This is a genomic window from Lachnospiraceae bacterium JLR.KK008 (assembly GCA_037015955.1).
GTDB lineage: Bacteria > Bacillota > Clostridia > Lachnospirales > Lachnospiraceae > VSOB01.
This window is the reverse complement of the sequence record CP143548.1, coordinates 590,633-613,899: the sequence shown is the minus strand read 5'-3', so window position 1 is coordinate 613,899 and position 23,267 is coordinate 590,633. Positions and strand designations below refer to the sequence as shown.

At 45.9% G+C, this 23,267-nt stretch carries 36 protein-coding genes; 1 reads left to right on the top strand and 35 read right to left on the bottom strand.

From position 1 onward, the window contains the following. Window positions 1-12: 12 nt before the first annotated feature. The 34 genes from V1224_03060 to putP all read right to left on the bottom strand — a co-directional run bounded on the left by V1224_03060 (window position 13) and on the right by putP (window position 21,772). Window positions 13-1,782 carry an LTA synthase family protein gene (locus tag V1224_03060; protein WWR16454.1) on the bottom strand — a complete coding sequence of 590 codons (1,770 nt, stop codon included), beginning with the start codon at window positions 1,780-1,782 and terminating at the stop codon, window positions 13-15. A 209-nt stretch (window positions 1,783-1,991) separates the two neighbouring features. Continuing rightward, window positions 1,992-2,528: a bL17 family ribosomal protein gene (locus V1224_03055; protein WWR16453.1), complete on the bottom strand. Its 537-nt coding sequence runs from the start codon at window positions 2,526-2,528 to the stop codon at window positions 1,992-1,994. 132 nt (window positions 2,529-2,660) lie between these two features. Beyond that, the gene (locus V1224_03050) at window positions 2,661-3,620 is read right to left on the bottom strand and encodes a DNA-directed RNA polymerase subunit alpha (GenBank protein ID WWR16452.1); all 960 of its coding nucleotides are present in this window, start codon (window positions 3,618-3,620) and stop codon (window positions 2,661-2,663) included. Window positions 3,621-3,654: 34 nt separating this feature from the next. Then, window positions 3,655-4,248 (bottom strand): 30S ribosomal protein S4, encoded by a 594-nt coding sequence (rpsD, locus tag V1224_03045; protein WWR16451.1) that lies wholly within the window; start codon window positions 4,246-4,248, stop codon window positions 3,655-3,657. Between the two features lie 263 nt (window positions 4,249-4,511). Continuing rightward, window positions 4,512-4,907, bottom strand: a complete 396-nt coding sequence (gene rpsK, locus V1224_03040) for a 30S ribosomal protein S11 (protein ID WWR16450.1) — start codon at window positions 4,905-4,907, stop codon at window positions 4,512-4,514. Window positions 4,908-5,301: 394 nt separating this feature from the next. Further along, window positions 5,302-5,670: a 30S ribosomal protein S13 gene (gene rpsM, locus V1224_03035; GenBank protein ID WWR16449.1), complete on the bottom strand. Its 369-nt coding sequence runs from the start codon at window positions 5,668-5,670 to the stop codon at window positions 5,302-5,304. Between the two features lie 333 nt (window positions 5,671-6,003). Then, window positions 6,004-6,117 carry a 50S ribosomal protein L36 gene (gene rpmJ, locus V1224_03030; protein ID WWR16448.1) on the bottom strand — a complete coding sequence of 38 codons (114 nt, stop codon included), beginning with the start codon at window positions 6,115-6,117 and terminating at the stop codon, window positions 6,004-6,006. A 335-nt stretch (window positions 6,118-6,452) separates the two neighbouring features. Next, window positions 6,453-6,671: a translation initiation factor IF-1 gene (gene infA / locus V1224_03025; protein WWR16447.1), complete on the bottom strand. Its 219-nt coding sequence runs from the start codon at window positions 6,669-6,671 to the stop codon at window positions 6,453-6,455. Window positions 6,672-6,681: 10 nt separating this feature from the next. After that, window positions 6,682-6,942, bottom strand: coding sequence for a hypothetical protein (locus V1224_03020; GenBank protein ID WWR16446.1), 261 nt, complete (start codon window positions 6,940-6,942; stop codon window positions 6,682-6,684). 11 nt (window positions 6,943-6,953) lie between these two features. Then, a complete protein-coding gene (map, locus tag V1224_03015; protein WWR16445.1) occupies window positions 6,954-7,718 on the bottom strand; it encodes a type I methionyl aminopeptidase in 765 nt (254 codons plus the stop codon). 2 nt (window positions 7,719-7,720) lie between these two features. Then, window positions 7,721-8,365, bottom strand: a complete 645-nt coding sequence (locus V1224_03010; protein WWR16444.1) for an adenylate kinase — start codon at window positions 8,363-8,365, stop codon at window positions 7,721-7,723. A 75-nt stretch (window positions 8,366-8,440) separates the two neighbouring features. Further along, the gene (secY, locus tag V1224_03005; GenBank protein ID WWR16443.1) at window positions 8,441-9,760 is read right to left on the bottom strand and encodes a preprotein translocase subunit SecY; all 1,320 of its coding nucleotides are present in this window, start codon (window positions 9,758-9,760) and stop codon (window positions 8,441-8,443) included. Then, the gene (rplO, locus tag V1224_03000) at window positions 9,760-10,200 is read right to left on the bottom strand and encodes a 50S ribosomal protein L15 (GenBank protein ID WWR16442.1); all 441 of its coding nucleotides are present in this window, start codon (window positions 10,198-10,200) and stop codon (window positions 9,760-9,762) included. The genes secY and rplO overlap by 1 nt, the downstream gene beginning before the upstream one ends. Window positions 10,201-10,222: 22 nt before the next feature. Then, a complete protein-coding gene (gene rpmD / locus V1224_02995) occupies window positions 10,223-10,405 on the bottom strand; it encodes a 50S ribosomal protein L30 (GenBank protein WWR16441.1) in 183 nt (60 codons plus the stop codon). Window positions 10,406-10,418: 13 nt separating this feature from the next. Next, a complete protein-coding gene (rpsE, locus tag V1224_02990; GenBank protein WWR16440.1) occupies window positions 10,419-10,928 on the bottom strand; it encodes a 30S ribosomal protein S5 in 510 nt (169 codons plus the stop codon). Between the two features lie 17 nt (window positions 10,929-10,945). Next, window positions 10,946-11,314 carry a 50S ribosomal protein L18 gene (rplR, locus tag V1224_02985; GenBank protein ID WWR16439.1) on the bottom strand — a complete coding sequence of 123 codons (369 nt, stop codon included), beginning with the start codon at window positions 11,312-11,314 and terminating at the stop codon, window positions 10,946-10,948. A gap of 20 nt (window positions 11,315-11,334) precedes the next feature. Beyond that, complete coding sequence (rplF, locus tag V1224_02980; GenBank protein WWR16438.1) at window positions 11,335-11,877, bottom strand: 50S ribosomal protein L6; 543 nt, start codon at window positions 11,875-11,877, stop codon at window positions 11,335-11,337. Between the two features lie 220 nt (window positions 11,878-12,097). Further along, on the bottom strand, window positions 12,098-12,499 hold the full coding sequence (gene rpsH / locus V1224_02975; protein WWR16437.1) for a 30S ribosomal protein S8: 402 nt from the start codon (window positions 12,497-12,499) through the stop codon (window positions 12,098-12,100). A 388-nt stretch (window positions 12,500-12,887) separates the two neighbouring features. Beyond that, entirely contained in the window at window positions 12,888-13,073 is a 186-nt protein-coding gene (locus V1224_02970) for a type Z 30S ribosomal protein S14 (GenBank protein ID WWR16436.1), read from the bottom strand. A 14-nt stretch (window positions 13,074-13,087) separates the two neighbouring features. Further along, entirely contained in the window at window positions 13,088-13,627 is a 540-nt protein-coding gene (gene rplE / locus V1224_02965; protein ID WWR16435.1) for a 50S ribosomal protein L5, read from the bottom strand. Between the two features lie 24 nt (window positions 13,628-13,651). Next, window positions 13,652-13,963, bottom strand: coding sequence for a 50S ribosomal protein L24 (gene rplX, locus V1224_02960; protein WWR16434.1), 312 nt, complete (start codon window positions 13,961-13,963; stop codon window positions 13,652-13,654). A gap of 12 nt (window positions 13,964-13,975) precedes the next feature. Then, window positions 13,976-14,344, bottom strand: coding sequence for a 50S ribosomal protein L14 (gene rplN / locus V1224_02955; GenBank protein WWR16433.1), 369 nt, complete (start codon window positions 14,342-14,344; stop codon window positions 13,976-13,978). A 38-nt stretch (window positions 14,345-14,382) separates the two neighbouring features. Further along, complete coding sequence (gene rpsQ / locus V1224_02950; protein WWR16432.1) at window positions 14,383-14,637, bottom strand: 30S ribosomal protein S17; 255 nt, start codon at window positions 14,635-14,637, stop codon at window positions 14,383-14,385. Window positions 14,638-14,674: 37 nt separating this feature from the next. Next, window positions 14,675-14,884 carry a 50S ribosomal protein L29 gene (gene rpmC, locus V1224_02945; GenBank protein WWR16431.1) on the bottom strand — a complete coding sequence of 70 codons (210 nt, stop codon included), beginning with the start codon at window positions 14,882-14,884 and terminating at the stop codon, window positions 14,675-14,677. Continuing rightward, window positions 14,871-15,311 carry a 50S ribosomal protein L16 gene (rplP, locus tag V1224_02940; protein WWR16430.1) on the bottom strand — a complete coding sequence of 147 codons (441 nt, stop codon included), beginning with the start codon at window positions 15,309-15,311 and terminating at the stop codon, window positions 14,871-14,873. Before rplP ends, rpmC begins: the two co-directional genes overlap by 14 nt. Beyond that, window positions 15,311-15,970, bottom strand: coding sequence for a 30S ribosomal protein S3 (gene rpsC / locus V1224_02935; GenBank protein WWR16429.1), 660 nt, complete (start codon window positions 15,968-15,970; stop codon window positions 15,311-15,313). The genes rplP and rpsC overlap by 1 nt, the downstream gene beginning before the upstream one ends. A gap of 11 nt (window positions 15,971-15,981) precedes the next feature. After that, complete coding sequence (gene rplV, locus V1224_02930; protein WWR16428.1) at window positions 15,982-16,368, bottom strand: 50S ribosomal protein L22; 387 nt, start codon at window positions 16,366-16,368, stop codon at window positions 15,982-15,984. Window positions 16,369-16,390: 22 nt separating this feature from the next. Next, complete coding sequence (gene rpsS / locus V1224_02925; GenBank protein WWR16427.1) at window positions 16,391-16,672, bottom strand: 30S ribosomal protein S19; 282 nt, start codon at window positions 16,670-16,672, stop codon at window positions 16,391-16,393. A 25-nt stretch (window positions 16,673-16,697) separates the two neighbouring features. Next, entirely contained in the window at window positions 16,698-17,540 is an 843-nt protein-coding gene (gene rplB, locus V1224_02920) for a 50S ribosomal protein L2 (GenBank protein WWR16426.1), read from the bottom strand. A 276-nt stretch (window positions 17,541-17,816) separates the two neighbouring features. Further along, a complete protein-coding gene (gene rplW, locus V1224_02915; GenBank protein ID WWR16425.1) occupies window positions 17,817-18,116 on the bottom strand; it encodes a 50S ribosomal protein L23 in 300 nt (99 codons plus the stop codon). Beyond that, complete coding sequence (gene rplD, locus V1224_02910) at window positions 18,116-18,736, bottom strand: 50S ribosomal protein L4 (GenBank protein ID WWR16424.1); 621 nt, start codon at window positions 18,734-18,736, stop codon at window positions 18,116-18,118. Before rplD ends, rplW begins: the two co-directional genes overlap by 1 nt. A gap of 26 nt (window positions 18,737-18,762) precedes the next feature. Beyond that, complete coding sequence (gene rplC / locus V1224_02905; protein WWR16423.1) at window positions 18,763-19,446, bottom strand: 50S ribosomal protein L3; 684 nt, start codon at window positions 19,444-19,446, stop codon at window positions 18,763-18,765. 61 nt (window positions 19,447-19,507) lie between these two features. Further along, window positions 19,508-19,825 carry a 30S ribosomal protein S10 gene (gene rpsJ / locus V1224_02900; protein ID WWR16422.1) on the bottom strand — a complete coding sequence of 106 codons (318 nt, stop codon included), beginning with the start codon at window positions 19,823-19,825 and terminating at the stop codon, window positions 19,508-19,510. Between the two features lie 405 nt (window positions 19,826-20,230). Next, window positions 20,231-21,772: a sodium/proline symporter PutP gene (gene putP / locus V1224_02895; protein WWR16421.1), complete on the bottom strand. Its 1,542-nt coding sequence runs from the start codon at window positions 21,770-21,772 to the stop codon at window positions 20,231-20,233. Between the two features lie 191 nt (window positions 21,773-21,963). Between putP and V1224_02890 the strand changes: the two genes are divergently transcribed. Beyond that, window positions 21,964-22,824: a class I SAM-dependent methyltransferase gene (locus V1224_02890; GenBank protein WWR16420.1), complete on the top strand. Its 861-nt coding sequence runs from the start codon at window positions 21,964-21,966 to the stop codon at window positions 22,822-22,824. A gap of 11 nt (window positions 22,825-22,835) precedes the next feature. On the opposite strand, the gene V1224_02885 is transcribed toward V1224_02890, so the two are convergent. Continuing rightward, window positions 22,836-23,195: a hypothetical protein gene (locus V1224_02885; protein ID WWR16419.1), complete on the bottom strand. Its 360-nt coding sequence runs from the start codon at window positions 23,193-23,195 to the stop codon at window positions 22,836-22,838. Window positions 23,196-23,267 lie beyond the last annotated feature (72 nt).

Below are 23,267 nucleotides of genomic sequence, written 5' to 3'. Positions count from 1 at the left end.
CATCATTATCTGTTACTCTTTGTATGCCTCAAACATCCGATAATACTGTAACTTACGGTAACGTTTCATCTCCTCCAGCTCTTTCCCCGCGCCGCTGTCCAGACTGCTCCCGTCTGCCAGAATAACCTGCTTTCCACTGACTACCGGGCAGCTCTCCCGCAGCTCATTCAAGTATCCGTAGTAGCCCTCGGCCGGAATGTCTGCCTGTTTCAGCACCTCCAGCGCCAGGAAATTGGCACTGATGTCTACCTGCTGTTTCTCCTCAATCTCATAATTGGCCCAGATAAAAAACGGCACCTGATACCGATCCATCTCCTGTTCCCATGTGATATTTTGCTGCCGGACACCATTAAAGGTACGAATTGGCCTTGCCACGGTGTCATTCGGCTGGTGATCCCCAAAGAACACAAGTAGCACAGGCTCCTCCTCCTGCTCAAAATAAGCAATCAACTCCTGAAGCGCCTGATCTGTCAGATTGATCAGGGAAAGATAATTCGATAACGATTGTGATTCTATTCCTTCTGCTTTTATATCCGCCTCAAAATTGTCATAAGCCTGATCATAACCGCCGTGATTCTGCATCGTCACATTAAACAAAAAGAAGGGTCTGTCTTTCTCTCTCTGTTCATATTCCCGAATGATCTGTGCAAAGTCCCAATGATCGCTCGCATACTTACGCACATACTCCACGTCCTCAAAATCTTCCAGGAAACGCATCGAATCAAATCCCATCCAGGAATATACCTTGTCCCGTCTCCAGCCGGACGCATAATACGGGTGCATGGCAACCGCTTCGTAACCAAACCTCTTCAGCTCGGAGACAAGCGAAGGCACCGTTCCCCGCATATATTGCTGATAAGGTATGCTCCCTTCCGGCAGAAATGCCATCGTATTCCCTGTCAGAAATTCAAACTCCGTATTGGCAGTATTACCGCCCAGTACAGAAACATGCAGCCGCCCCGAAATTACGTTATCCGCTCCCGTAAGGCTCTGTACAAAAGGCATGACTTCCCGGTCACATGTAAAGTCCCCCACATACGACATGTCTGCAAACGCCTCGTCCATAATAACGATAATATTTGGCAGTTCCTCTGTCTCCGGCAAAGGCGCATCACTTCGATAAGACTCCAGCAGTTCTCTGCTCTCCTCCTCGCTGTATCCCTCCGGTCTGTCCGGCAGCAGATATTTCAGTTCCATGGCAAAGGCCACTGCGCAGCCATTGCGCTTTTGCACCACGCCCGGCGTAAACATCTTATCATACAGACGCAGCCGCGTCACGACAGACTCCTGATGAAGGAATGTGGTAAATGCGGTGAGCAGCGCTGTGCAGACGAGCAATCCCGCCAGTCGGACGCGCTTGCGGTATAATCGATAAGCAAACAACTGCTCCGCCCCAAGTAAAAAACAAAAGCCCAAAAGCACCATCCACACCCTTGCAGGAAGGGTATAGCTGAAGTTATCCGCCACAGACGCCGCCGTACCGGCAGAATAAATATCCCATGGCAAGATCGGCGAGGAACGAAATGCGATCACATAATAATTGGCCAGACCGGCGAGCATGAAAAATAATGTCTGTATACGCAGCGCCGCCCGCAATCTCCCGGTCGCCATAACGAGAAATGCCGCCAAAAGCCAATATAATATAATATTCAATATCCAGGGAGTCTTCTTCATATCCTGAAAAGGATCGTGGGTATACAGCTCTGTCAGAATCATCGTCACGACCGGACAGAGAAGAAATCCCAATAAGGGCATACTTGCCCGCAGCTTCTCTTTCATCATAATCTCCTCTTCCACTGCAAGATTATAGCATGTTTTTGAGAAAAAGAAAGCCCTGAAAATTTAGGAATTTATTAAGACAATCGAAATAAGTGAGCTGTGCATTTTGATTTTTATCGTATAGAAAATTACGATATGATAAAAAACGATAAAAAACTGCCGCATACTTCCGTATGCGGCAGTCTGTCTCTCTGTTTATTACCTTTTCGACATTATACCAGCTCAAGAACAACTTCCATCGCACCGTCACCTTTACGCTGACCGATCTTGATGATTCTTGTATAACCACCTTTGCGGTCTGTATATTTAGGAGCGATCTCATCAAACAGTTTTGCCGGCAAATCAATCCTCTTTGTGTTTCTCTTCTTACCTGCATTTTTTACAGGAACTTCCGTGATCGGATAAAGAACACGCAGCATCTGTCTTCTCGCATGAAGTCTGCTCGGAAGATCCTTTTTGATCTCTTTCTCTACCTCATCGTAGACCGTTACTTTCTTGCCGTCTTTTACTTCTTTCACTCTCTTGCCATCTTTATCTTTTCTCGCAACTTTGGCAGTTACCTTCACTGTCTCAAAATTGTCTTTCTCTTTGATTGCAAGCGCAACAAGACCTTCTGCAATTTTCTGCACTTCTTTTGCTTTTGCCTGCGTTGTCACAATCTTTCCGTGATACAGAAGATTTGTCACCTGATTTCTGAGCAGTGCCTTTCTCTGAGAAGATGTTCTTCCAAGTTTTCTGTACTTTGCCATTTTTAAACCCTCCATTCATGGGATATTCGGCCACGCTCTTCGGTCTTACTGGCCAAATATGTGTCAATCGTTCCAATGATGAGTCAGCCTCAGATGCGCCCGTCGGTCTTACCTTCCGAAGCATCAAACCTTTTATTCGTCACTCGGATTCAACTGCAATCCAAGTTCCTTTAACTTTGCAAGCACTTCCTCCAGAGATTTACGTCCCAGATTGCGGACCTTCATCATATCCTCAGAAGTCTTGTTCGTCAATTCCTCTACCGTATTGATTCCTGCACGTTTCAGGCAGTTGTAAGAACGCACCGACAGCTCCAGCTCATCAATGCTCATCTCCAACACCTTTTCTTTCTCGTCGTCTTCTTTCTCAATCATCACTTCCGCACTTCTGGCGTTTTCGGACAGATCGATGAAGAGACTCAAATGCTCGCTCAATACTTTTGCAGCCAGACTGACTGCCTCATCCGGAGCAAGCGCTCCGTTTGTATAAACATCTAATGTTAGCTTATCGAAGTCTGTAATTTGTCCAACACGGGTATTTTCTACTGTAAGATTCACTCTCTCTACAGGGGTGTAGATAGAATCAACCGCAATCACACCAATCGGCAGATCCTCGCCTTTGTTTTTATCAGCGCTTACGTAGCCTCTGCCTTTTGTTATGGTAAGTTCCATGTTTAATCTGCTGTCTTTGCCGCCGCTCAATGTAGCGATTGTCAAGTCAGGATTCAATATCTCAATGTCCTGGTCTACCTGAATATCAGATGCCTTTACCTCGCCTTCACCCTCAAACTCAATGTATGCCGTCTTTGGTTCGTTTCCCAGACTGTCATTTCTGATCGCAAGGCTTTTGATATTCATAATAATCTCAGTTACATCTTCCTTTACTGCCGGAATCGAACTGAATTCATGTAAAACACCGTCAATTTTTACCTGGCTTACCGCTGCACCTGGTAAGGAAGAGAGCATAATTCTTCTCAGAGAATTTCCTAATGTAATGCCATAACCTCTTTCCAAAGGCTCTACAACGAACTTTCCATACTTTCTGTCTTCTGAAATTTCTGCAACTTCAATGTTTGGTCTTTCAAAATCAAACATGCAATACCCTCCTTGCTATAAGCCGACACATTTATTATTTAGAATACAACTCGACGATAAGCATTTCATTTACAGGAACATCGATGATCTCTCTCGTAGGAAGCATCTTTATCGTTCCCTTGAATCCTTCTAAATCTGCATCAAGCCACTCCGGAACCAGTCTGCCTGCCGTTACTTCTGCAATATCTTTATATCTCTGCATACTTCTGGCTTTCTCTTTGATTTCGATCACATCACCGGCGCTTATACTATAGGAAGGGATATTTACACATTTTCCGTTTACAAGTACATGCTTATGTCCGACAACCTGTCTTGCCTCTCTGCGGGTTCTTGCAAATCCAAGTCTGAAAATTACATTGTCAAGTCTTCTCTCCAAAAGAATCATCAGGTTCTCACCTGTCATTCCTTTGGCCCTGTCTGCTTTCTTATAATAATTGCGGAAAGGTTTTTCCAACACACCATAAATGAATTTTGCTTTCTGCTTCTCTCTGAGCTGAAGGCCATATTCACTTACTTTCTTTCCTGCTCTTGCGTTGGTTCTGTTAGATTTCTTGTCATAGCCAAGATATGCCGGTTCCAATCCAAGCGCTCTGCATCTTTTTAAAACCGGAACTCTGTTTACTGCCATTTTTCTGTTTCCTCTCTTTCTAACCTGGAAAATCTCTGCACTCTGCCGCGCACCTCTCAAGTAAGCAGCTTCGGTATGCTGCTTAAGCACCTCGAAAATCACTCTGCTTCGCTGACGCTCGCAGTGCCCGCACTTCGTGCTCCTGATTTTCTCGTTGTTTCGTCGGACGAAAACAAATGTCTGCTACGCAGCCGCTTGTTTTCGTTTCCTCCTCACATGTTGTTTACAATACGATAGTATCTTCTTCCAACGGTCAATAGTTACTATACTCTACGGCGTTTCGGCGGACGGCAGCCATTGTGAGGCACCGGTGTCACGTCTTTAATGCTGGTCACTTCCAGACCACATGCCTGCAGTGCACGAATCGCCGCTTCACGTCCGGAACCGGGACCTTTCACCATTACATCTACTGTCTTTAATCCATGGATAAGAGCAGCTTTTGTCGCTGTCTCTGCCGCCATCTGTGCAGCATAAGGAGTAGATTTCTTTGAACCTCTAAATCCAAGACCACCGGCACTTGCCCAGCTCAGAGCATTTCCTTCCGTATCCGTCAATGTGACAATTGTGTTATTAAAGGAAGACTGAATATGTGCCTGTCCACGTTCAACGTTTTTCTTTACACGCTTTTTTGTTACTTTCTTTGCAACTTTTTTAGCCATTTTAAACTAACCTACTTTCACCTTTCTACATACAACCTTTGCGCTATACGCTCACTTTCATTAAGTATCCTTTGGTCGTTCTGCTTGCTAAGCTCGATACTACCTCACTAAGCAGCGCAGAACAAAGTTCGCACTAAATTCAAACTTCGTGCTACGCACTTGTTTTCATTAAGTGTCCTTTTGGTCGTTCTGCTTGCTAAGCTCGATACCACCTCTCTAAGCAGCGCAGAACAAAGTTCGCACTAAATTCAAACTTCGTGCTACGCACTTGTTTTCATTAAGTGTCCTTTTGGTCGTTCTGCTTGCTAAGCTCGATACCACCTCTCTAAGCAGCGCAGAACAAAGTTCGCACTAAATTCAAACTTCGTGCTACGCACTTGTTTTCATTAAGTGCTCACTTTTTCTTATTAGCAACTGTTCTCTTAGGGCCTTTTCTTGTTCTTGCATTTGTCTTTGTATTCTGACCGCGTACAGGAAGTCCTTTCCTGTGGCGAATGCCTCTGTAGCATCCAATCTCCTGCAGTCTCTTAATGTTGAGTGCAACTTCTCTTCTGAGATCACCTTCCACGATATAGTGTTCGGAAATGATCTCACTTAATTTCTTTACTTCATCATCCGTCAGTTCTCTGACACGAGTGTCAGGATTGACTTTCGCTTCTGCCAGAATCTTGTTTGCGCTTACTCTGCCAATTCCGTAGATGTAAGTCAAACCGATCTCCACACGTTTGTCTCTTGGTAAATCAACACCTGCGATACGAGCCATTCTTTGTTTCCTCCATTTTCTTCATGCCGGTATCGATGCCGACACGTTACAGTTACTGTTTGATTGGGCACAGATAACCTGCACCACCAGACTTCTGTCCGGCCTCTATCACGCTGACCGCTCCGATGCAGTTGAGTGAACCAAATAAAAATCCACCCACAAAATTCCGCCCTGACACAGCTTTCCCCTGTACCAGCGCGCATCTGATCTGATTGAGCGACGCGAAATAGTATCAAATGTAATCTCCCGTAGGCTCATCTACGTTCAATTATTTAATCAGGATACCTGCAAAGCATCCTGTAGCCGTACATAAAAATGTGACAAGAACTGATATTATCCTTGTCTCTGTTTGTGTTTCGGATTTTCACAGATAATTCTGATCGTTCCTTTTCTTTTAATTACTTTGCACTTTTCGCAAATAGGCTTTACTGATGATCTGACCTTCACTTAAAACCCTCCTTTCAAAAAAGACCATTGTGTATTATATCATGCTATATAGCAATTTGCAAGTGGGTTATGCCTGCAAAATACTTTATTTTGGGGATTTTCCGGGGTTTTTCTGCCCGCTGAACCAGTTCGTACTAAACAGTTCAGACTGAGTTTATACACTTCTTGCTATGGTTCGGGATGTTCTGCTCGCTAAGTTCGAAAACACCGCTTCGCATACTTTCGCACTAGATTCGAAAATACCTCATCAAGTGCTCAAAGCATCACTAAGCTCCGCAGAACTAAGTTCGCACTAAGCTCAAACTTCGTGCTACGCACTCGTTTTCGCTAAGTGCTCACTTATCTCTCCAAATGATTCTGCCTTTTGTGAGGTCGTAAGGAGACAGTTCCAAAGTCACTTTATCACCCGGCAAGATACGAATGAAATTCTGTCTGAGTTTTCCACTGATATGAGCAAGTACCTTATGCCCGTTTTCCAGTTCTACCTGAAACATGGTATTTGGCAGTTTCTCCACGACTGTACCTTCGATTTCAATAACATCGGCTTTCGACATATTTTCCCTCCTAAATCAGTTTGCGCATATATTCTTTAATGGCACGCTTTATTTCTTCGTTACTGATCTGCTTATTTTCATCTATCGTCAGATAGATCTGTTCCTCTGTCTTTTTTATGATCTGAATATGTTTCTTTTTTTTCTTTTTCGGCGCTTCCACCGGTTTTAACCGACCGTCTGACAAGTATACATATTCTTCCTCTTCCATGATTATGATATATAATTTCCCTTTGTCATGTCCGGCTCTCGATATGGCATACATTCCCCGCATATCTCAGACTCCTATTCACATATTCCGCTCATTGTCAGAATCTCCGGCTCTCCGTCAGTGATCAATATCGTATTCTCATAATGTGCCGAGATAGAACCGTCCTCAGTCACGACTGTCCAGTCATCATCCAGCCACTCCACATCCGCACGTCCCATATTGATCATAGGTTCAATGGCAAGTGTCATGCCGGCCTGTAACAATAATCCCTTTTTTCTCTGTGCGAAATTGGGAACCTGAGGGTCCTCATGAAGTTTCGTACCGATCCCGTGGCCCACCAGGTCTCTGACAATGCCATATCCATGCGGTGTTACATAGGCATCGATGGCGTTAGAAATATCATACAGGTGATTTCCGGCTTTCGCCATCCGGATACCCTCAAAAAAGCTCTGCCGGGTTACTGCAATCAGCTTCCTGGCTTCCTCCGATATTTCTCCGACGCCAAATGTTCTTGCCATATCAGAATGATAGCCTTTGTAGATCAGTCCGGCGTCCAGACTGACAATATCGCCTTCCTGCAGAATATGCGCACTGTGAGGGATGCCATGTACCACTTCATCATTGACAGAAACACAGACAGACGCCGGATACCCGTTATAATTCAGAAAATTAGGTTCACATCCGTGTGCTCTGATCAGTTTCTCACCTAGTCTGTCGATCTCCTTTGTGGAAATTCCCGGTTTGACAGCCTGTTCCAGTTTGGAAAAAACATCCTCCAACAGTCTGGCAGACTGACGCATCAGTTCTATTTCCCTCGCGGACTTAATTGATACAGCCATCTTCACTCTCCCAAAATAGTAACAATCGCCGCAAATACCTCTTTCATATCCACAGTTCCGTTGATTGTCTTCAAAACACCTTTCCGGTCATAGAACTCGATCAAAGGCTGCGTCTGCTCATGATAGACATCAAGACGCCTGCTTATTGTCTCCGGTCTGTCATCGTCCCGAAGTATAAGCTCTTTTCCGCATTTATCGCATATTCCTTCTGCTTTCGGCGGAATATGTACAATATGATAAGTTGCGCCGCAGTCCACACAGGCACGTCTGCCGGACATTCTGCTCACGATATTTTCGTCAGGCACATCCACATTGATTGCAAAGTCGATCGCATCTCCCAGCTCATGCAGCGCCTTGTCAAGCGTCTCTGCCTGAGCGATCGTACGCGGAAATCCATCCAGCACATATCCGTTTTTACAGTCATCTTTCGCCACTCTGTCAAGCAGAATCTTCACAGTCAGTTCATCAGGTACAAGAAGACCCTTGTTCATATACGCCTGTGCTTCTTTCCCAAGCTCCGTACCTTCTTTAATATTAGCTCTGAAAATATCTCCCGTAGACACATGAGGCACATTGTATTTATCGGCAATCATCTCTGCCTGTGTTCCCTTCCCTGCACCGGGAGCGCCCAACATAACAACTTTCATATCCATATCCTCCAATAGGGCAGGTTCAGGGACAGTGCGTTCCCGTCCTGTCCCAAAACCTTATAAACCTTCTGATCAGTCATTCAAAAAACCTTTATAATTGCGGACAAGCATCTGTGACTCTATCTGCTTGATCGTCTCCAGAACAACACTGACGATAATAATCAGACTTGTCCCTCCAAAAGAAACGCTCGCGTGAAATACCCCATTAAAGAAAAATGGAATCACGGCAACGATCGTCAGTCCGCACGCACCAATAAAAATAATATAGTTCAAAATTTTGGTCAAATAATCGCTTGTCGGTCTGCCCGGTCTGATACCCGGAATAAACCCGCCATTTTTTTTCATATTGTTGGCGACTTCCAACGGATTAAAAGTAATCGATGTATAGAAGTAGGCAAAAAAGATAACCAAGGCAACATACACGATCAACCCGATAGAATATTTAAGCTGACCGGGACTGGGATTACACCAGTTGCCGGAATTCAATCCGCGCAGGATCTCTCCCCAGAAACCTTCTCCTTTATATCCGGCAAAGGAACAGATAATGATCGGAAACTGCATCAGAGAAGAGGCAAAGATGATCGGAATCACGCCTGCCGTATTGATCTTCAACGGAATATTACCGGACTGTCCGCCGGTCGCTTTCCGGCCCTGAATCTTCTTGGAATACTGCACCGGTATTTTCCGGGTACCGTCATTCAATAAGATAACAAGGACTACCATGCCGACTACAATCGCCAGAATAACGACTGCAGAGACGACGCCGATCGCGATTGGTTTATTTTTGATAAACTGCTGATACAAGCCTGTGAAATCCTGAGGAAGTCTGGAAATAATATTGATTACGAGCACAATGGAAATGCCGTTTCCAATGCCATTTTCCGTGATTCTCTCTCCGATCCACATGAGTAAAGCACTGCCTGCTACAAGAGCACAGACAACAGAAATAATATTCAGTGCATTGAACTCCTCAAGCAGCCCTGATCTGCCAAATCCCACTGCCATCGCAACAGACTCGATCAATGCCAGGGCTATCGTTACATAACGAGTAATAGACGCCAGTTTCTTTCTGCCGTCTTCACCGTCCTTCTGCATCTCCTCCAGCTTCGGAATTGCAATCGTCAAAAGCTGGATAATAATGGAAGATGTGATATACGGTGTAATATTCAGTGCAAACACTGACATGTTTAAAAAAGAACCACCTGTAAAAGCATCAAAGAAATTAAAACTGTCCCCGGTCTGCATTGCAAACCAATCACGGAAATAATGTCTGTTTACCCCCGGTATGGGAAGCTGTGATCCCAGACGGATCACAACTAACATTACCAGTGTATACAAGACCTTGTTCCTGATCTCTTTGACTTTAAACGCATTTTTCAGTGTTTTAAGCATTAAATCACCTCTGCTGTTCCACCAAGCGCCTCAATCTTTTCTTTGGCAGATGCGCTGAACGCATTTGCCTTCACATTGAGCTTCTTGGTAAATTCTCCATTCCCGAGAATCTTCACTCCATCTCTTGGATTTTTTACAATGCCTGCTGCAATTAATGCCTCTACGTCAACGGTTGCACCATCATCAAATCTCTCTAACACTGTTAAATTGATGCCAACGATCTCCTTCGTGTTCCTGTTTGTAAAACCTCTCTTGGGAATTCGTCTGTATAACGGCATCTGACCGCCTTCAAATCCCGGTCTTGTCGCTCCGGAACGGGCCTTCTGACCTTTGTGTCCTTTTCCGGCAGTCTTTCCGTTTCCTGAACCGTGGCCACGGCCGCGTCTGAAACTGTCGCTGTGTTTTGAACCTTCCGCCGGCTTTAAATTAGATAAATCCATGCTGACACCTCCTTATACTTATTTATGCTTCTTCAACTTTAACCATATATCCAACTTGTTTAATCATGCCTCTCGTTGCATCATTGTCCGGAAGCTCTACAGTCTTGTTCAGTTTCCGAAGTCCCATTGCTATCACCGTTTTCTTATGCTTGGGAACTGCACCGATCGGAGATTTTACCAAAGTAACTTTTAACGTTTTTGCCATTTCGGTTCCCTCCTTAGCCTAAAATCTCTTCGACAGATTTTCCACGGTTCCTTGCTACCTCTTCAGGAGTTTTCAACTGGCGCAGACCTTCGATCGTTGCAAGTACAACATTCTGCTTGTTATTGGAACCAAGACATTTCGTACGGATATTTTTAATGCCTGCAAGCTCGCACACATTACGCGCAGGACCGCCTGCAATAATACCGGTACCGGCTGCAGCTCTCTTGAGAAGAACGCTTGCAGCGCCGTATTTGCCGATGAAATCATGAGTAATGGAATTGTTCTCGTCGAGAGCAACGGTAATGATATGCTTCATCGCATCTTCTTTTCCTTTACGAATTGCCTCAGGAATTTCTACAGCCTTGCCAAGTCCAGCGCCTACATGCCCGTTACCATCTCCAACGACTACGAGAGCCGTAAACCGCATGTTACGTCCACCCTTTACGGTTTTTGTTACACGCTTGATGGCAACAACCTTGTCGTTCAACTCTAACTGGCTTACATCTATGATCGTATTCTTCATGCTTCCTTCTTCCTTTCCTAGAATTCCAGGCCAGCTTCTCTGGCTGCGTCAGCTAATGCTGCGATTTTTCCCTGATAGATAAAGCCGCCTCTGTCAAAGACAACCTCTTTGATGCCTTTTTCGACTGCTCTCTTTCCGATCACTGTTCCAAGATATGCCGCTGCATCAACGTTGTTGGTTTTTTCCAGCTCTGCTTTTACATCTTTTTCAAGTGTAGAGGCAGATACCAGAGTGTTGCCAACGGTATCGTCGATAATCTGTGCGTACATGTGATTATTGCTTCTGAACACAGACAGACGAGGTCTCTGCGACGTGCCACTGAATCGGTTACGTATCTTTTTATGTTTTTTTACACGAACTTTCGATCTTGACTCTTTGTTGACCATTTTCACACACTCCTTATCTTTTATTTCTTACCAGTCTTACCTACTTTGCGTCTGATCACTTCATCAGCATACTTGATACCTTTGCCCTTGTAAGGTTCCGGTCTTCTCTTGTCTCTGATTTCCGCTGCGAACTGGCCAACTTTTTCTTTATCGATCCCTTTCACGATGATCACATTCTGACCTTCGAGAACAGTCTCGATGCCCTCCGGATCTTCCATTTCCACCGGGTGGGAATATCCTAAAGATAAGGTTAATTTCTTACCGGATTTCGCTGCTCTGTAACCTACTCCGTTTACTTCCAGCTTCTTCTCGAAGCCGTCTGTTACACCCACAACCATGTTATGGATCAATGTTCTTGTCAGTCCATGTAAGGACTTCATTTTCTTCAAATCGTTCGGTCTGGAAACAACGACTTCGGCACCTTCTGCCTTAATCTCCATCTCGGATGGCAATACTCTTTCCAGAGTCCCTTTAGGACCTTTTACAGTCACTTTATTATTTTCTGCAACTTCTACAGTAACGCCTGCAGGAATCGCGATTGGCATTCTTCCTATACGTGACATGCCCGTACCTCCTGTGAATTTCTATGTTGAAACGTTGTTATCAGTTATTTTCAGGGAAGTTCCTTTCGCTAAGCTCGTAAACACCTCGCGAAACTTCCACCACTTCCGCTCAAGAATCAAAATGCTGCGCATTTTCCGCGGCTCACGCCGCTTCCGATTCTTTCGCTGTATGGGTCGCAAAAATCAAATACTCGCTTCGCTCATGCTTGATTTTTCGCTCCTACCATACAAAAGCTAATACTTCTCCGCCGACCTGGAGTTCTCTTGCTTTCTTATCAGTGATTACGCCCTGGTTCGTGGAAACGATTGCCACACCAAGTCCGCCCAGTACCTTCGGCATATCATCCTTGCCTGCATAGACACGCAGACCCGGTTTGGAGATTCTCTTCAGTCCTGTGATAATCTTCTCATTTTTATCTGCGCCATATTTCAATGCGATACGGATCGTCTTGAAATTACCATCTTCTACAACATCGAATTTTTTTATATAACCCTCCTCCAAAAGAATCTGTGCAATCGCAAGTTTCATTTTAGAAGAAGGAACATCTACGGTATCATGTTTTGCAGTATTTGCATTACGGATTCTCGTAAGCATATCTGCAATAGGATCGCTCATTGTCATTTCGATTTACCTCCTTGAATTTATATCTGTGTCGTGGAAGTTCTTTTCGCCAAGCTCAAAGAACTGCTTTCACACCGGACCCGACATCCCTCGTCAAGCGGGCTGTCGATGTTCTCTTCGCTATGGCTCGTATAATACCTCGCCTATCTCAGAGAACGACTTTCGCACTAGACTCGACAATACCTCGTCAAGCGGGCTGTCGATGTTCTCTTCGCTACGGCTCGTATAATACCTCGCCTATCTCAGAGAACGACCTCGCACTAGACTCGACAATACCTCGTCAAGCGGGCTGTCGATGTTCTCTTCGCTACGGCTCGTGCAGTACCTCGCCTATCTCAGAGAACGACTTTCGCACTAGACTCGACAATACCTCGTCAAGTGCTCAATGTCACCAGCTTGCTTTTTTCACGCCCGGGATCTGGCCTTTATATGCTAATTCACGGAAGCAAATTCTGCAAATTCCGTATTTACGCAGGTACGCATGTGGACGACCACAGATTTTGCAACGGCTGTACTGTCTTGTGGAAAATTTCGGTTTGCGCTGCTGTTTGATCTTCATTGCTGTCTTAGCCATGAATTACCCTCCTTCTATTTTGCAAACGGCATATTGAACAATGTCAACAATTCACGAGCTTCTTCGTCCGTTTTGGCTGTTGTCACAAAGACAACGTCCATACCTCTTACCTTGTCTATTTTATCGTACTCGATCTCAGGGAAGATAAGCTGCTCTTTGATGCCCAGCGCATAGTTTCCTCTTCCGTCAAACGCATTGGGATTTACACCTCTGAAGTCACGCACACGGGGCAATGCAAGATTGATCAGACGATCTGCAAACTCATACATTTTCTCGCCGCGCAGAGTTACCTTACAGCCGATCGCCATGCCTTCTCTGATCTTAAAGTTAGCAATCGAATTTTTCGCCTTTGTAACGATCGCCTTCTGTCCTGTGATCTTTTCCATGTCTGCCATTGCAGACTCTAAGACTTTTGCGTTTTCTTTTGCCTCGCCAACGCCCATATTAACTACGATTTTCTCGAGCTTCGGCACTTCCATGATATTTTTATATCCAAACTTTTTGACCATAGCGTCTATGATCTGGTTTTTATACATATCTTTCAGTCTACTCACCTGTTAAGACCTCCTTCCTTAGAATCAATCGATCACGTCGCCTGTAGATTTTGCGAAACGTACTTTTTTGCCGTTCTCAACTTTAAAGCCAACTCTCGTTGCCTTTCCTTTGTGAACATACATAACATTGGAAATGTCGATCGCTGCTTCTCTCTGAACGATTCCGCCATTCTGATTGGCCGCCGAAGGTTTTGTATGTTTCGAGATCATGTTTACGCCTTCTACAAGCACTCTGTTCTTTTTGGGGTCAACAGATATAACTTTTCCTTCTTTTCCGCTATCTTTACCGGCGATCACTTTCACCGTGTCGCCCTTTTTGATTTTCATTGTAGACATTCCGGCACCTCCTTATAATACTTCCGGAGCCAGGGAAACAATTTTCATAAACTGTTTTTCACGAAGCTCTCTTGCTACTGGTCCAAAAATACGAGTTCCCCTCGGGGTCTTATCTTCTTTGATGATAACAGCAGCATTCTCGTCAAATTTGATATAAGAACCGTCTTTACGGCGGGCGCCTTTTACAGTACGTACAACGACAGCTTTTACGACATCGCCCTTTTTAACAACACCGCCGGGTGTTGCATCTTTAACAGTAGCAACAATCACATCGCCAATGTTTGCATATCTTCTTGTAGATCCGCCCATAACCCTGATACATAAAAGCTCTTTTGCACCTGTGTTATCAGCGACCTTCAGTCTGCTTTCCTGTTGTATCATGCTAATTCTCCTTTTACTTCTTCTCTGTCAACTGAAAACTATTTAACCTTTTCTACGATTTCCACAAGTCTCCAACGTTTGTCCTTAGACAGCGGCCTTGTTTCCATGACCTTTACGGTGTCGCCGATATTGCACTCATTGTTCTCGTCGTGAGCTTTCAACTTATAAGTTCTCTTGATAATCTTGTTGTAAAGCGGATGTTTTACATGATCTTCCACTGCCACAACAATCGTTTTATCCATTTTATTACTGGTAACTTTACCAGTACGGGTTTTCCTCAAATTTCTTTCCACTGTGATTCTCCTTTCTGCACTTAAAATAAATTAAGTCCTATGCCTGCGCTTTCTTTTTCTCAGTGATAACAGTCTGAATTCTGGCAATATTTTTTCTTACTTCACGGATTCTCGCTGTGTTATCCAACTGATTTGTCGCATTCTGGAATCTCAAATTGAAAAGTTCTTTTTTTGCAGCTACCAATTCCTGCTCCAGTTCCGCAGCTGATTTGGTCTTTAAATCTTCTACATACTTATTCGTTTTCATTTGATACACCGCCTTCCAAGTCTGCTTTAGAAACAATTTTACATTTGCATGGAAGCTTATGTGTCGCAAGACGTAACGCTTCTTTTGCGGTTTCTTCCGGCACGCCGGAGATCTCGAACATGACACGGCCCGGCTTTACAACTGCTACCCAGTATTCAAGCGTACCTTTACCGGAACCCATACGTGTCTCTGCCGGCTTCGTAGTTACCGGCTTATCCGGAAAGATCTTGATCCAGACCTGGCCGCCACGCTTGATATAACGCGTCATCGCGATACGGGCTGCTTCGATCTGATTTGATTTAATCCAACATGGCTCTGTGGCAATGATACCGTACTCACCATACGTGATCGTATTGCCTCTTGTAGCCTTGCCTGCCATAGAACCACGGAACTGTTTACGACGTTTTACTCTTTTTGGCATTAACATTATTTATCGCTCCCTTCCTTGTTTCCCTTGGTAGGAAGTACCTCGCCCTTGTAAATCCATACCTTAACACCGACTTTGCCATATGTGGTATCTGCTTCTGCAAATCCATACTCAATATCTGCACGAAGCGTCTGAAGCGGGATCGTACCGTCGCTGTAGAACTCCGTACGAGCCATATCAGCGCCGCCCAGACGGCCGGAAACGGAAGTCTTGATACCCATTGCGCCTGCTTTCATCGTTCTGCCCATACAGGACTTCATAGCGCGTCTGAAGGACACACGGTTTTCAAGCTGCTGCGCGATGTTTTCAGCAACGAGCTGTGCGTCTTTGTCAGGTCTCTTGATCTCTTTAATATCAACCAGAACTTTTTTATCTGTCAGTTTTGTGAGTTCCTTCTTTGTCAGTTCGATCTCTGCACCGCCCTTACCGATGACAACGCCCGGTTTTGCCGTGTAGATGATCACCTTCACGCGGTCAGAAGCTCTCTCTATCTCAATCTTGGAAATACCTGCACTGTATAATTTCTTCTTCAGATATTTTCTGATATTATAATCTTCCACCAGAAGATCCGAAAACTCAGCATCAGAAGCATACCATCTGGAATCCCAGTCCTTAATAATGCCGACTCTCAAACCGTGAGGATTAACTTTCTGTCCCATTATTTTTCCTCCTATCTCTCATCAAGCACAACTGTTATGTGGCTCATTCTCTTTTCAATCCTGTAAGCTCTGCCCTGCGCCCTCGGTCTGATCCTTTTCATTGTAGGTCCTTTGTTCGCATAGCACTCTGCAACATAAAGATTGTCCCTGTTCATGCCATTGTTGTTCTCAGCATTCGCAATGGCTGATTCCAGCAGCTTCTTGATCAGGCTTGATGCGTATCTCGGATTGTATTCCAAAATACCAAGTGCAGTCTGTACGTCTTTGCCTCTGATGGCGTCTAAAACAAAACATGCTTTCTGAACGGATACTCTGGCATAAGATAACTTTGCTGATGGTCTGGTATCCTTGTTCGCATTTCTTTCTCTCTTAATCTGACTTCTATGTCCTTTTGCCATGAATGGAAACCTCCTTTCAAAATTATCTTACTTTCGATTTCTTTTCGTCTTTTCCATGTCCTCTGTAAGTTCTTGTCGCAACGAACTCACCGAGTTTATGACCAACCATATCCTCTGTTACATATACCGGTACATGTTTTCTTCCGTCATGCACTGCAATCGTGTGTCCCACGAAAGATGGGAAGATTGTAGAACGGCGGGACCAGGTCTTAATAACCTGTTTCTGTCCTGATGCATTCAGAGCATCTACTTTTTTCAGCAGGCTCTCATCTGCAAATGGTCCTTTTTTTAATGATCTAGCCATTTTTGATTCCTCCTATTAATATCGATTACTTAATCGCTCTGCCGTCACGTCTTCTTACGATCAGCTTGTTAGACTGTTTCTTTTTCTTTCTCGTCTTCAGGCCGAGTGCCGGTTTTCCCCATGGTGTGCAGGGACCCGGACGTCCGATTCCGGTCTTGCCCTCGCCGCCGCCGTGCGGATGGTCATTGGGGTTCATAACAGAACCGCGGACCGTAGGTCTGATGCCCATATGACGCTTACGACCTGCTTTACCGATATTAATCAGGCTGTGATCACCGTTTCCAACGACGCCGACCGTAGCGCGGCATACGATGGGAACCATTCTCATCTCACCGGAAGGAAGTCTGAGTGTCGCATATTTTCCTTCCTTTGCCATTAACTGTGCACTGTTTCCCGCGCTGCGTACCATCTGGCCGCCTTTTCCCGGGTACAGCTCTATGTTATGCAGCTGCGTACCTACCGGAATTTCCGATAAAGGCAGGCAGTTGCCGACTCTTACTTCAGCTTCCGGTCCGTTCATTACTTTCATTCCGTCTGTCAGACCTTCCGGAGCAAGAATGTATGCCTTTTCTCCGTCCGCATAGCAGATCAGCGCGATGTTTGCCGTCCTGTTCGGATCATATTCCACACCGATTACCGTTGCCGGTACGCCGTCTTTATTTCTCTTAAAATCAATCAGTCTGTATTTTCTTCTGCTTCCGCCGCCGCGGTGCCTTACTGTGATCTTTCCCTGGTTATTACGACCTGCGTTCTTCTTCAGAGATACGACCAGACTCTTTTCAGGAGTCTTCTTTGTGATCTCTGCAAAATCAGAACCGGTCATATTTCTTCTGGAAGGTGTATATGGGTTGTATGTCTTGATTCCCATTGTTGTTTCTCCTTTCGATTCTCGATTTATTATCGCACTTTTCTGTGCTTAGTGATGTTTGACTCGTGAGATACCTCGTCAAGTGCTCTTTCGGGTATGTTCCGCTCGCTAAGCTCGAAAGCACCTCGCCAAGCTCCCGGAACGGCTCCGCACTAGACTCGTGAGATACCTCGTCAAGTGCTCTTTCGGGTATGTTCCGCTCGCTAAGCTCGAAAGCACCTCGCCAAGCTCCCGGAACGGCTCCGCACTAGACTCGTGAGATACCTCGTCAAGTGCTTATAAGCCTGTAAAGATTTCGATCTCCTTGCTGTCCTCTGTGAGCTGTACGATCGCCTTCTTCGTCTTTGCCGTTCTGCCGACTACCATGCCGCGTCTTTTCTTCTTTCCATCCTGATTCATGGTATTGACGCTCTTTACCTTCGTTCCCTCAAACATTTTTTCCACGGCTTCTTTGATCTGAGCCTTGTTTGCCTCCGTATGAACAAGGAACGTATATTTCTTCTCACTCATGCCAGCCATGCTCTTCTCTGTGATAACCGGTTTGAGGATCACATCATAATACTGTAATGCTGCCATTATGCATACACCTCCTCAATTTTCTTTACGGCATCCTTTGTCAATACAAGGGTATCGCCCTTGAGAATGTCATAAACACTGATCGCATTTGTAAGTGTAGTGTTGATTCCATAAATATTCTTTGCGGACATAACCACGTTTTCATCATTCTCCGCAAGTACGACAAGCCCTTTAGTCACATGCAGATTGTCCATGACCTTTTTAAAGTTCTTTGTCTTGATCTCATCCAGCTTCAACTCGTTGACAACGATCAGTTTGTTTTCCTGTACTCTGCTTGTCAATGCCGACTTGAGTGCCAGCCTCTTTTCTTTTTTATTCATCTTAAAGGAATAATCTCTCGGAACCGGAGCGAATACAACGCCGCCGCCTTTCCACTGCGGTGCTCTTGTGGAACCCTGTCTTGCATGACCGGTTCCTTTCTGTCTCCACGGTTTTCTTCCGCCGCCGGAAACCTCAGAACGCGTCTTCGCTTTCTGCGTTCCCTGACGCTTATTTGCAAGCTGCTGAACAACTGCCATGTGTACGAGATGCTCGTTGACTGCAACACCGAACACCGCATCGCTCAATTCCATTGTTTCAACTTCCTTGCCTTCCATATTATAAACAGATATGTTTGCCATCTGTGTAGTCCTCCTTTCATCCTGAATTAAGCTTCTACTCTCGTAGTCTCTTTAATTGTTACCAGAGCTTTTTTCGGTCCTGGCACCGCACCTTTTACGAGAAGCAGATTCTTCTCTGCGTCTGCTCTCACGATGCTTAAATTCTGGACAGTGACTCTCACACAGCCCATATGACCCGGCATTCCTTTTCCCTTAAATACTTTGCTCGGAGAAGAACATGCACCGTTGGAACCCTGATGACGATGGAATTTGGAACCGTGAGCCATAGGCCCTCTGTGCTGTCCATGTCTCTTGATGGCGCCCTGGAACCCTTTTCCTTTGGAAATAGCCGTCGCATCCACTCTGTCGCCTGCTGCGAAAATATCTGCCTTGATCTCATTGCCAAGCGCATAATCCTGTGCATTCTCCAGCTTCAGCTCTCTCACATATCTCTTGGAAGAAACACCTGCTTTTTCAAAATGTCCCTTCTGCGCTTTGTTCACGCCATGTCTGTGGATGACTTCTTTTTTGCCGCCTTTGTCTCTGTTGACGATCCTGTCTTTCTTATCCACAAAACCGACCTGTACTGCGCTGTAGCCATCGTTTTCCAGCGTCTTTATCTGTGTCACCACACAGGGTCCTGCCTGAAGCACGGTTACCGGAATCAGGGTGCCGTCTTCATCAAAGATCTGTGTCATGCCGACTTTAGTTGCTAAAATCGCTTTCTTCATTTCCTTTTTACCTCCTGTTTGTTCTACAGCGGAACGGACAGACCGTTCATACTAGTAGGGGTTATTTGTTCTTCATTTTAATATCGATGTACACGCCCGCCGGCATTTCCAGTCTCTGCAGCGCATCCACCGTCTTTGGCGTCGGTGAAATGATGTCAATCAGTCTCTTATGAGTTCTCTGCTCGAACTGCTCACGGGAATCTTTATATTTGTGAACTGCCCTGAGAATTGTAACCACTTCCTTTTTCGTGGGAAGGGGTACCGGCCCGCTCACCTGAGATCCGTTTTTCTTAACTGTTTCGATGATTTTTTTGGCAGAAGCATCAACCAGCTGATGCTCATAAGCTTTTAATGTAATTCTCATTACCTGACTTGCCATAAAAAAAGTCGCCTCCTTTTCGCACTTTCTGATCTTAAGTACGACAAGCGGTGACTGTACACTCTCCCGTGTGTGTCATAAATACTCACACGTCGTTTCTACTCTTATGGTAGACCTCTGTTGCCTGTACAGTGACTTGTCGTCAGTTTCCTAACTTGACATTCGCTCCACGGAAAACCTGCCACAATGGGCAGCAACCTCACGTTTCATCGCTATCATGTCACAGCATAGACTAGTATAACGGGTGTTTCAGAAGATTGCAAGCGTTTTTGGAAAAAATTTAATAATTTTTTAATGAAAGAAAAAAATCGCGCATCCGCGATTCCCCAACACCTGTACATCATTTCTCTGCCGGGAACCGTGTCCGGTTCCCGGCGCATAAAGTTATCTGCAGTTATGGTTTCCTTACCCTTCGATGTTCCGGTTATTGACCACATCGTCAAATTCCTGCATCATTTCCGCCGAAGGCGCCGGTGTTGCCAGACTGACGACAACGATCGCCAGAAGACTCAGGGCAAAGCCAATTACAAGCGAATACAGACCAGTGGCGCTTCCCGGCGTCTGTCCGCCCACCAGCGGGATGTAATCCCAGATGATGACCGTCAGAGCTCCTGTGACGATACCTGCCACCGCCCCCTGAAAATTAGTGCGTCTCCAGAACAGAGACAGAAGTACCGTAGGCCCGAAAGCCGCTCCCAGGCCTGCCCAGGCATTGGACACCAGCCCCATAATGGAGCTGTTCGGATCAAGCGCGATGATATAGGCCAGCACCGCGATGACAAGCACGGTCACCCGGCTCATGCGCAGCACCGCCTTGTCGTCCGCCTCTTTTTTAATCACACCCCGGTAAATATCTTCCGCCACACTGGAGGCGCTGACAAGAAGCTGGGAATCTGCTGTGGACATAATCGCCGCTAGTATCCCGCACAGAAACAGCCCGCCCACGATCGGAAGACGATAGTCTACCGTGAACATCTTAATAATCATCTCAATAAATACTTTCTCTTCCGCTCCGTCTGTCAGAAGTCCCGGATACAGATAGGCTCTTCCGAGCACACCGATCATACAGGCAAATATCAGTGACAATGCCACCCATATGATAGCGATCCCTTTGGACTTGTTCAGTTCTTTTTCATTCTTTACCGCCATAAAACGGACCAGGATATGCGGCATACCGCAGTAGCCAAGCCCCCAGGCAATCTGTGAGATAATATCGACAGCTCCATACGCTTTGCCGCCGTTGCTCATCAGGCTCATATAAGCCGGCGCGCCTCCGGCCACACCGCTTGCCTCCAGAGCGGACACTATATCGCCGCTCATGGTGATATAAGCGACAAGCGGCACAATCAGAAGCGCCACCAGCATCAGCATTCCCTGAATGAAGTCTGTCGTACAGACCGCAAGAAATCCGCCCAGAAACGTATAGATCAAAATAACGGCTGCCCCGATCGTCAGCGCGATCTTATACTCCACTCCAAACACGGAAGTAAAGAGCTTCCCTCCCGCTGCCAGCGCTGAAGCCGTATATACAAGGAAAAAGATGACGATTGTCACGGAAGAGATAAACAGCAGTACCCGCTTCCGGTCATGAAATCTGTTTTCAAAGTATGTAGGGAGTGTCAGTGCGTTGCCTGCACGGATCGTATATCTGCGAAGCCGTTTGGAAATAAACAGCCAGTTGCAAACAGTGCCGATAAACAGACCGATGGCGATCCACGACTGTCCTGTCCCCAGCGCATAGACGGATCCAGGCAGTCCCATGAGCAGCCAGCCGCTCATATCGGACGCCTGTGCGGAGAGCGCCGCCACCGCACCGCTCAGCTTCCTGCCGCCCAGAAAATAATCTTCTGCATTTTCATTTTTTTTCGCATACATAAGCCCGATGACTATCATCAACAACAGATATATCACAAAGGCCGCTAAAATCCATATGATCGATCCCTGCATATTCTCCTCTTCCTCTCATTCCATTCCTGTAATACTACATCCCATATGACATCGGGTATCATTATAATATAGAAAAGTGCATGACGTCAACAACTTCCGTTGCATCCATTCACCACGGTAATTTTTTAATGTAATAAATTGCCTTGTCGCTGATCGTATAGTATGATAGAAAGAAAAAGGAGACTGTTATCATGTGGATTGCCGATACCTGGAAAGAATATGAAGTGCTGGATACCTCGGACGGAGAAAAGCTGGAACGCTGGGGAGATTATATCCTCGTCAGGCCGGACCCCCAGGTCATCTGGAATACAGAAAGAAAAAATCCCGCCTGGAAACATCCCGACGGGCACTACTATCGCAGCAGCAATGGCGGCGGAGAATGGAAAGGCGCCCATCTGCCTGACGAATGGTCAATCCACTACAGGGATCTGACTTTCCATCTGAAACCGTTTAAATTCAAGCACACCGGACTTTTCCCCGAACAGGCGGTAAACTGGAACTGGTTTTCAGAAAAGATCAGGACCGCCGGGCGGCCGCTGAAAATACTAAATCTGTTCGCCTATACAGGCGGCGCCACCCTCGCCGCCGCGAAAGCGGGAGCAGCGGTGACTCACGTCGATGCCTCCAAAGGCATGGTCGGCTGGGCAAAAGAAAACGCCGCCTCTTCGGGTCTGGCGGATGCTCCGATCCGCTGGCTCGTAGACGACTGCGTAAAGTTCGTGCAGCGCGAAATCCGGCGCGGCAGTCAATATGACGGTATCCTTCTGGACCCGCCCTCCTATGGACGGGGACCAAAAGGTGAAATTTGGAAAATAGAACAATCTGTCTATCCTTTTCTGGAACTGACCGCACAGATCTTATCGCCGGACGCTGTCTTTTACCTGATCAACTCTTATACAACAGGGCTGCAGCCCGCTGTCCTGTCTTACATGATCAACAGCGTGATCGTCAAAAAATTCGGCGGTCATGTGGAGGCCGGCGAGATCGGCCTGCCCGTCACGGACAGCGGTCTCGTACTGCCATGCGGAGCCTCCGGCAGATGGAGCCGGTAGCATCTGTCCGCTTACAGAGCTGCCACCATTCCGGCAGACATCAGAATCATCATAATAAACCAGAGTCCGATACCGATTGCAGAGCAGATCAACGATGCCTTGAAATAGTTTGATTTGCTCTTTTTCGTGGAGCTGCCAAACGCCCACACAAACATCAAAACAATGTTGACACACGGAATGCACATGAGCAGCATCGTGATCAGCCATTCTCCCATCGTAACCGGCTCTTCCAGATCCTGCCCGATTGGTACCTGCACCTGCGGCTGGGCAGGCGCTTCATAATAAGAAGAATACTGCTGTCCGCTCTGTGTGCCATTCTGATTTTGACCATAACCATTTTGATTCTGTCCATACATATTATTGTTGTCCATTTACTTACCCCTTATCTGTCAATCCCTGAGTTTTTCACTCGCCGTTTGTTTTATCCAGTATAGCACACATTT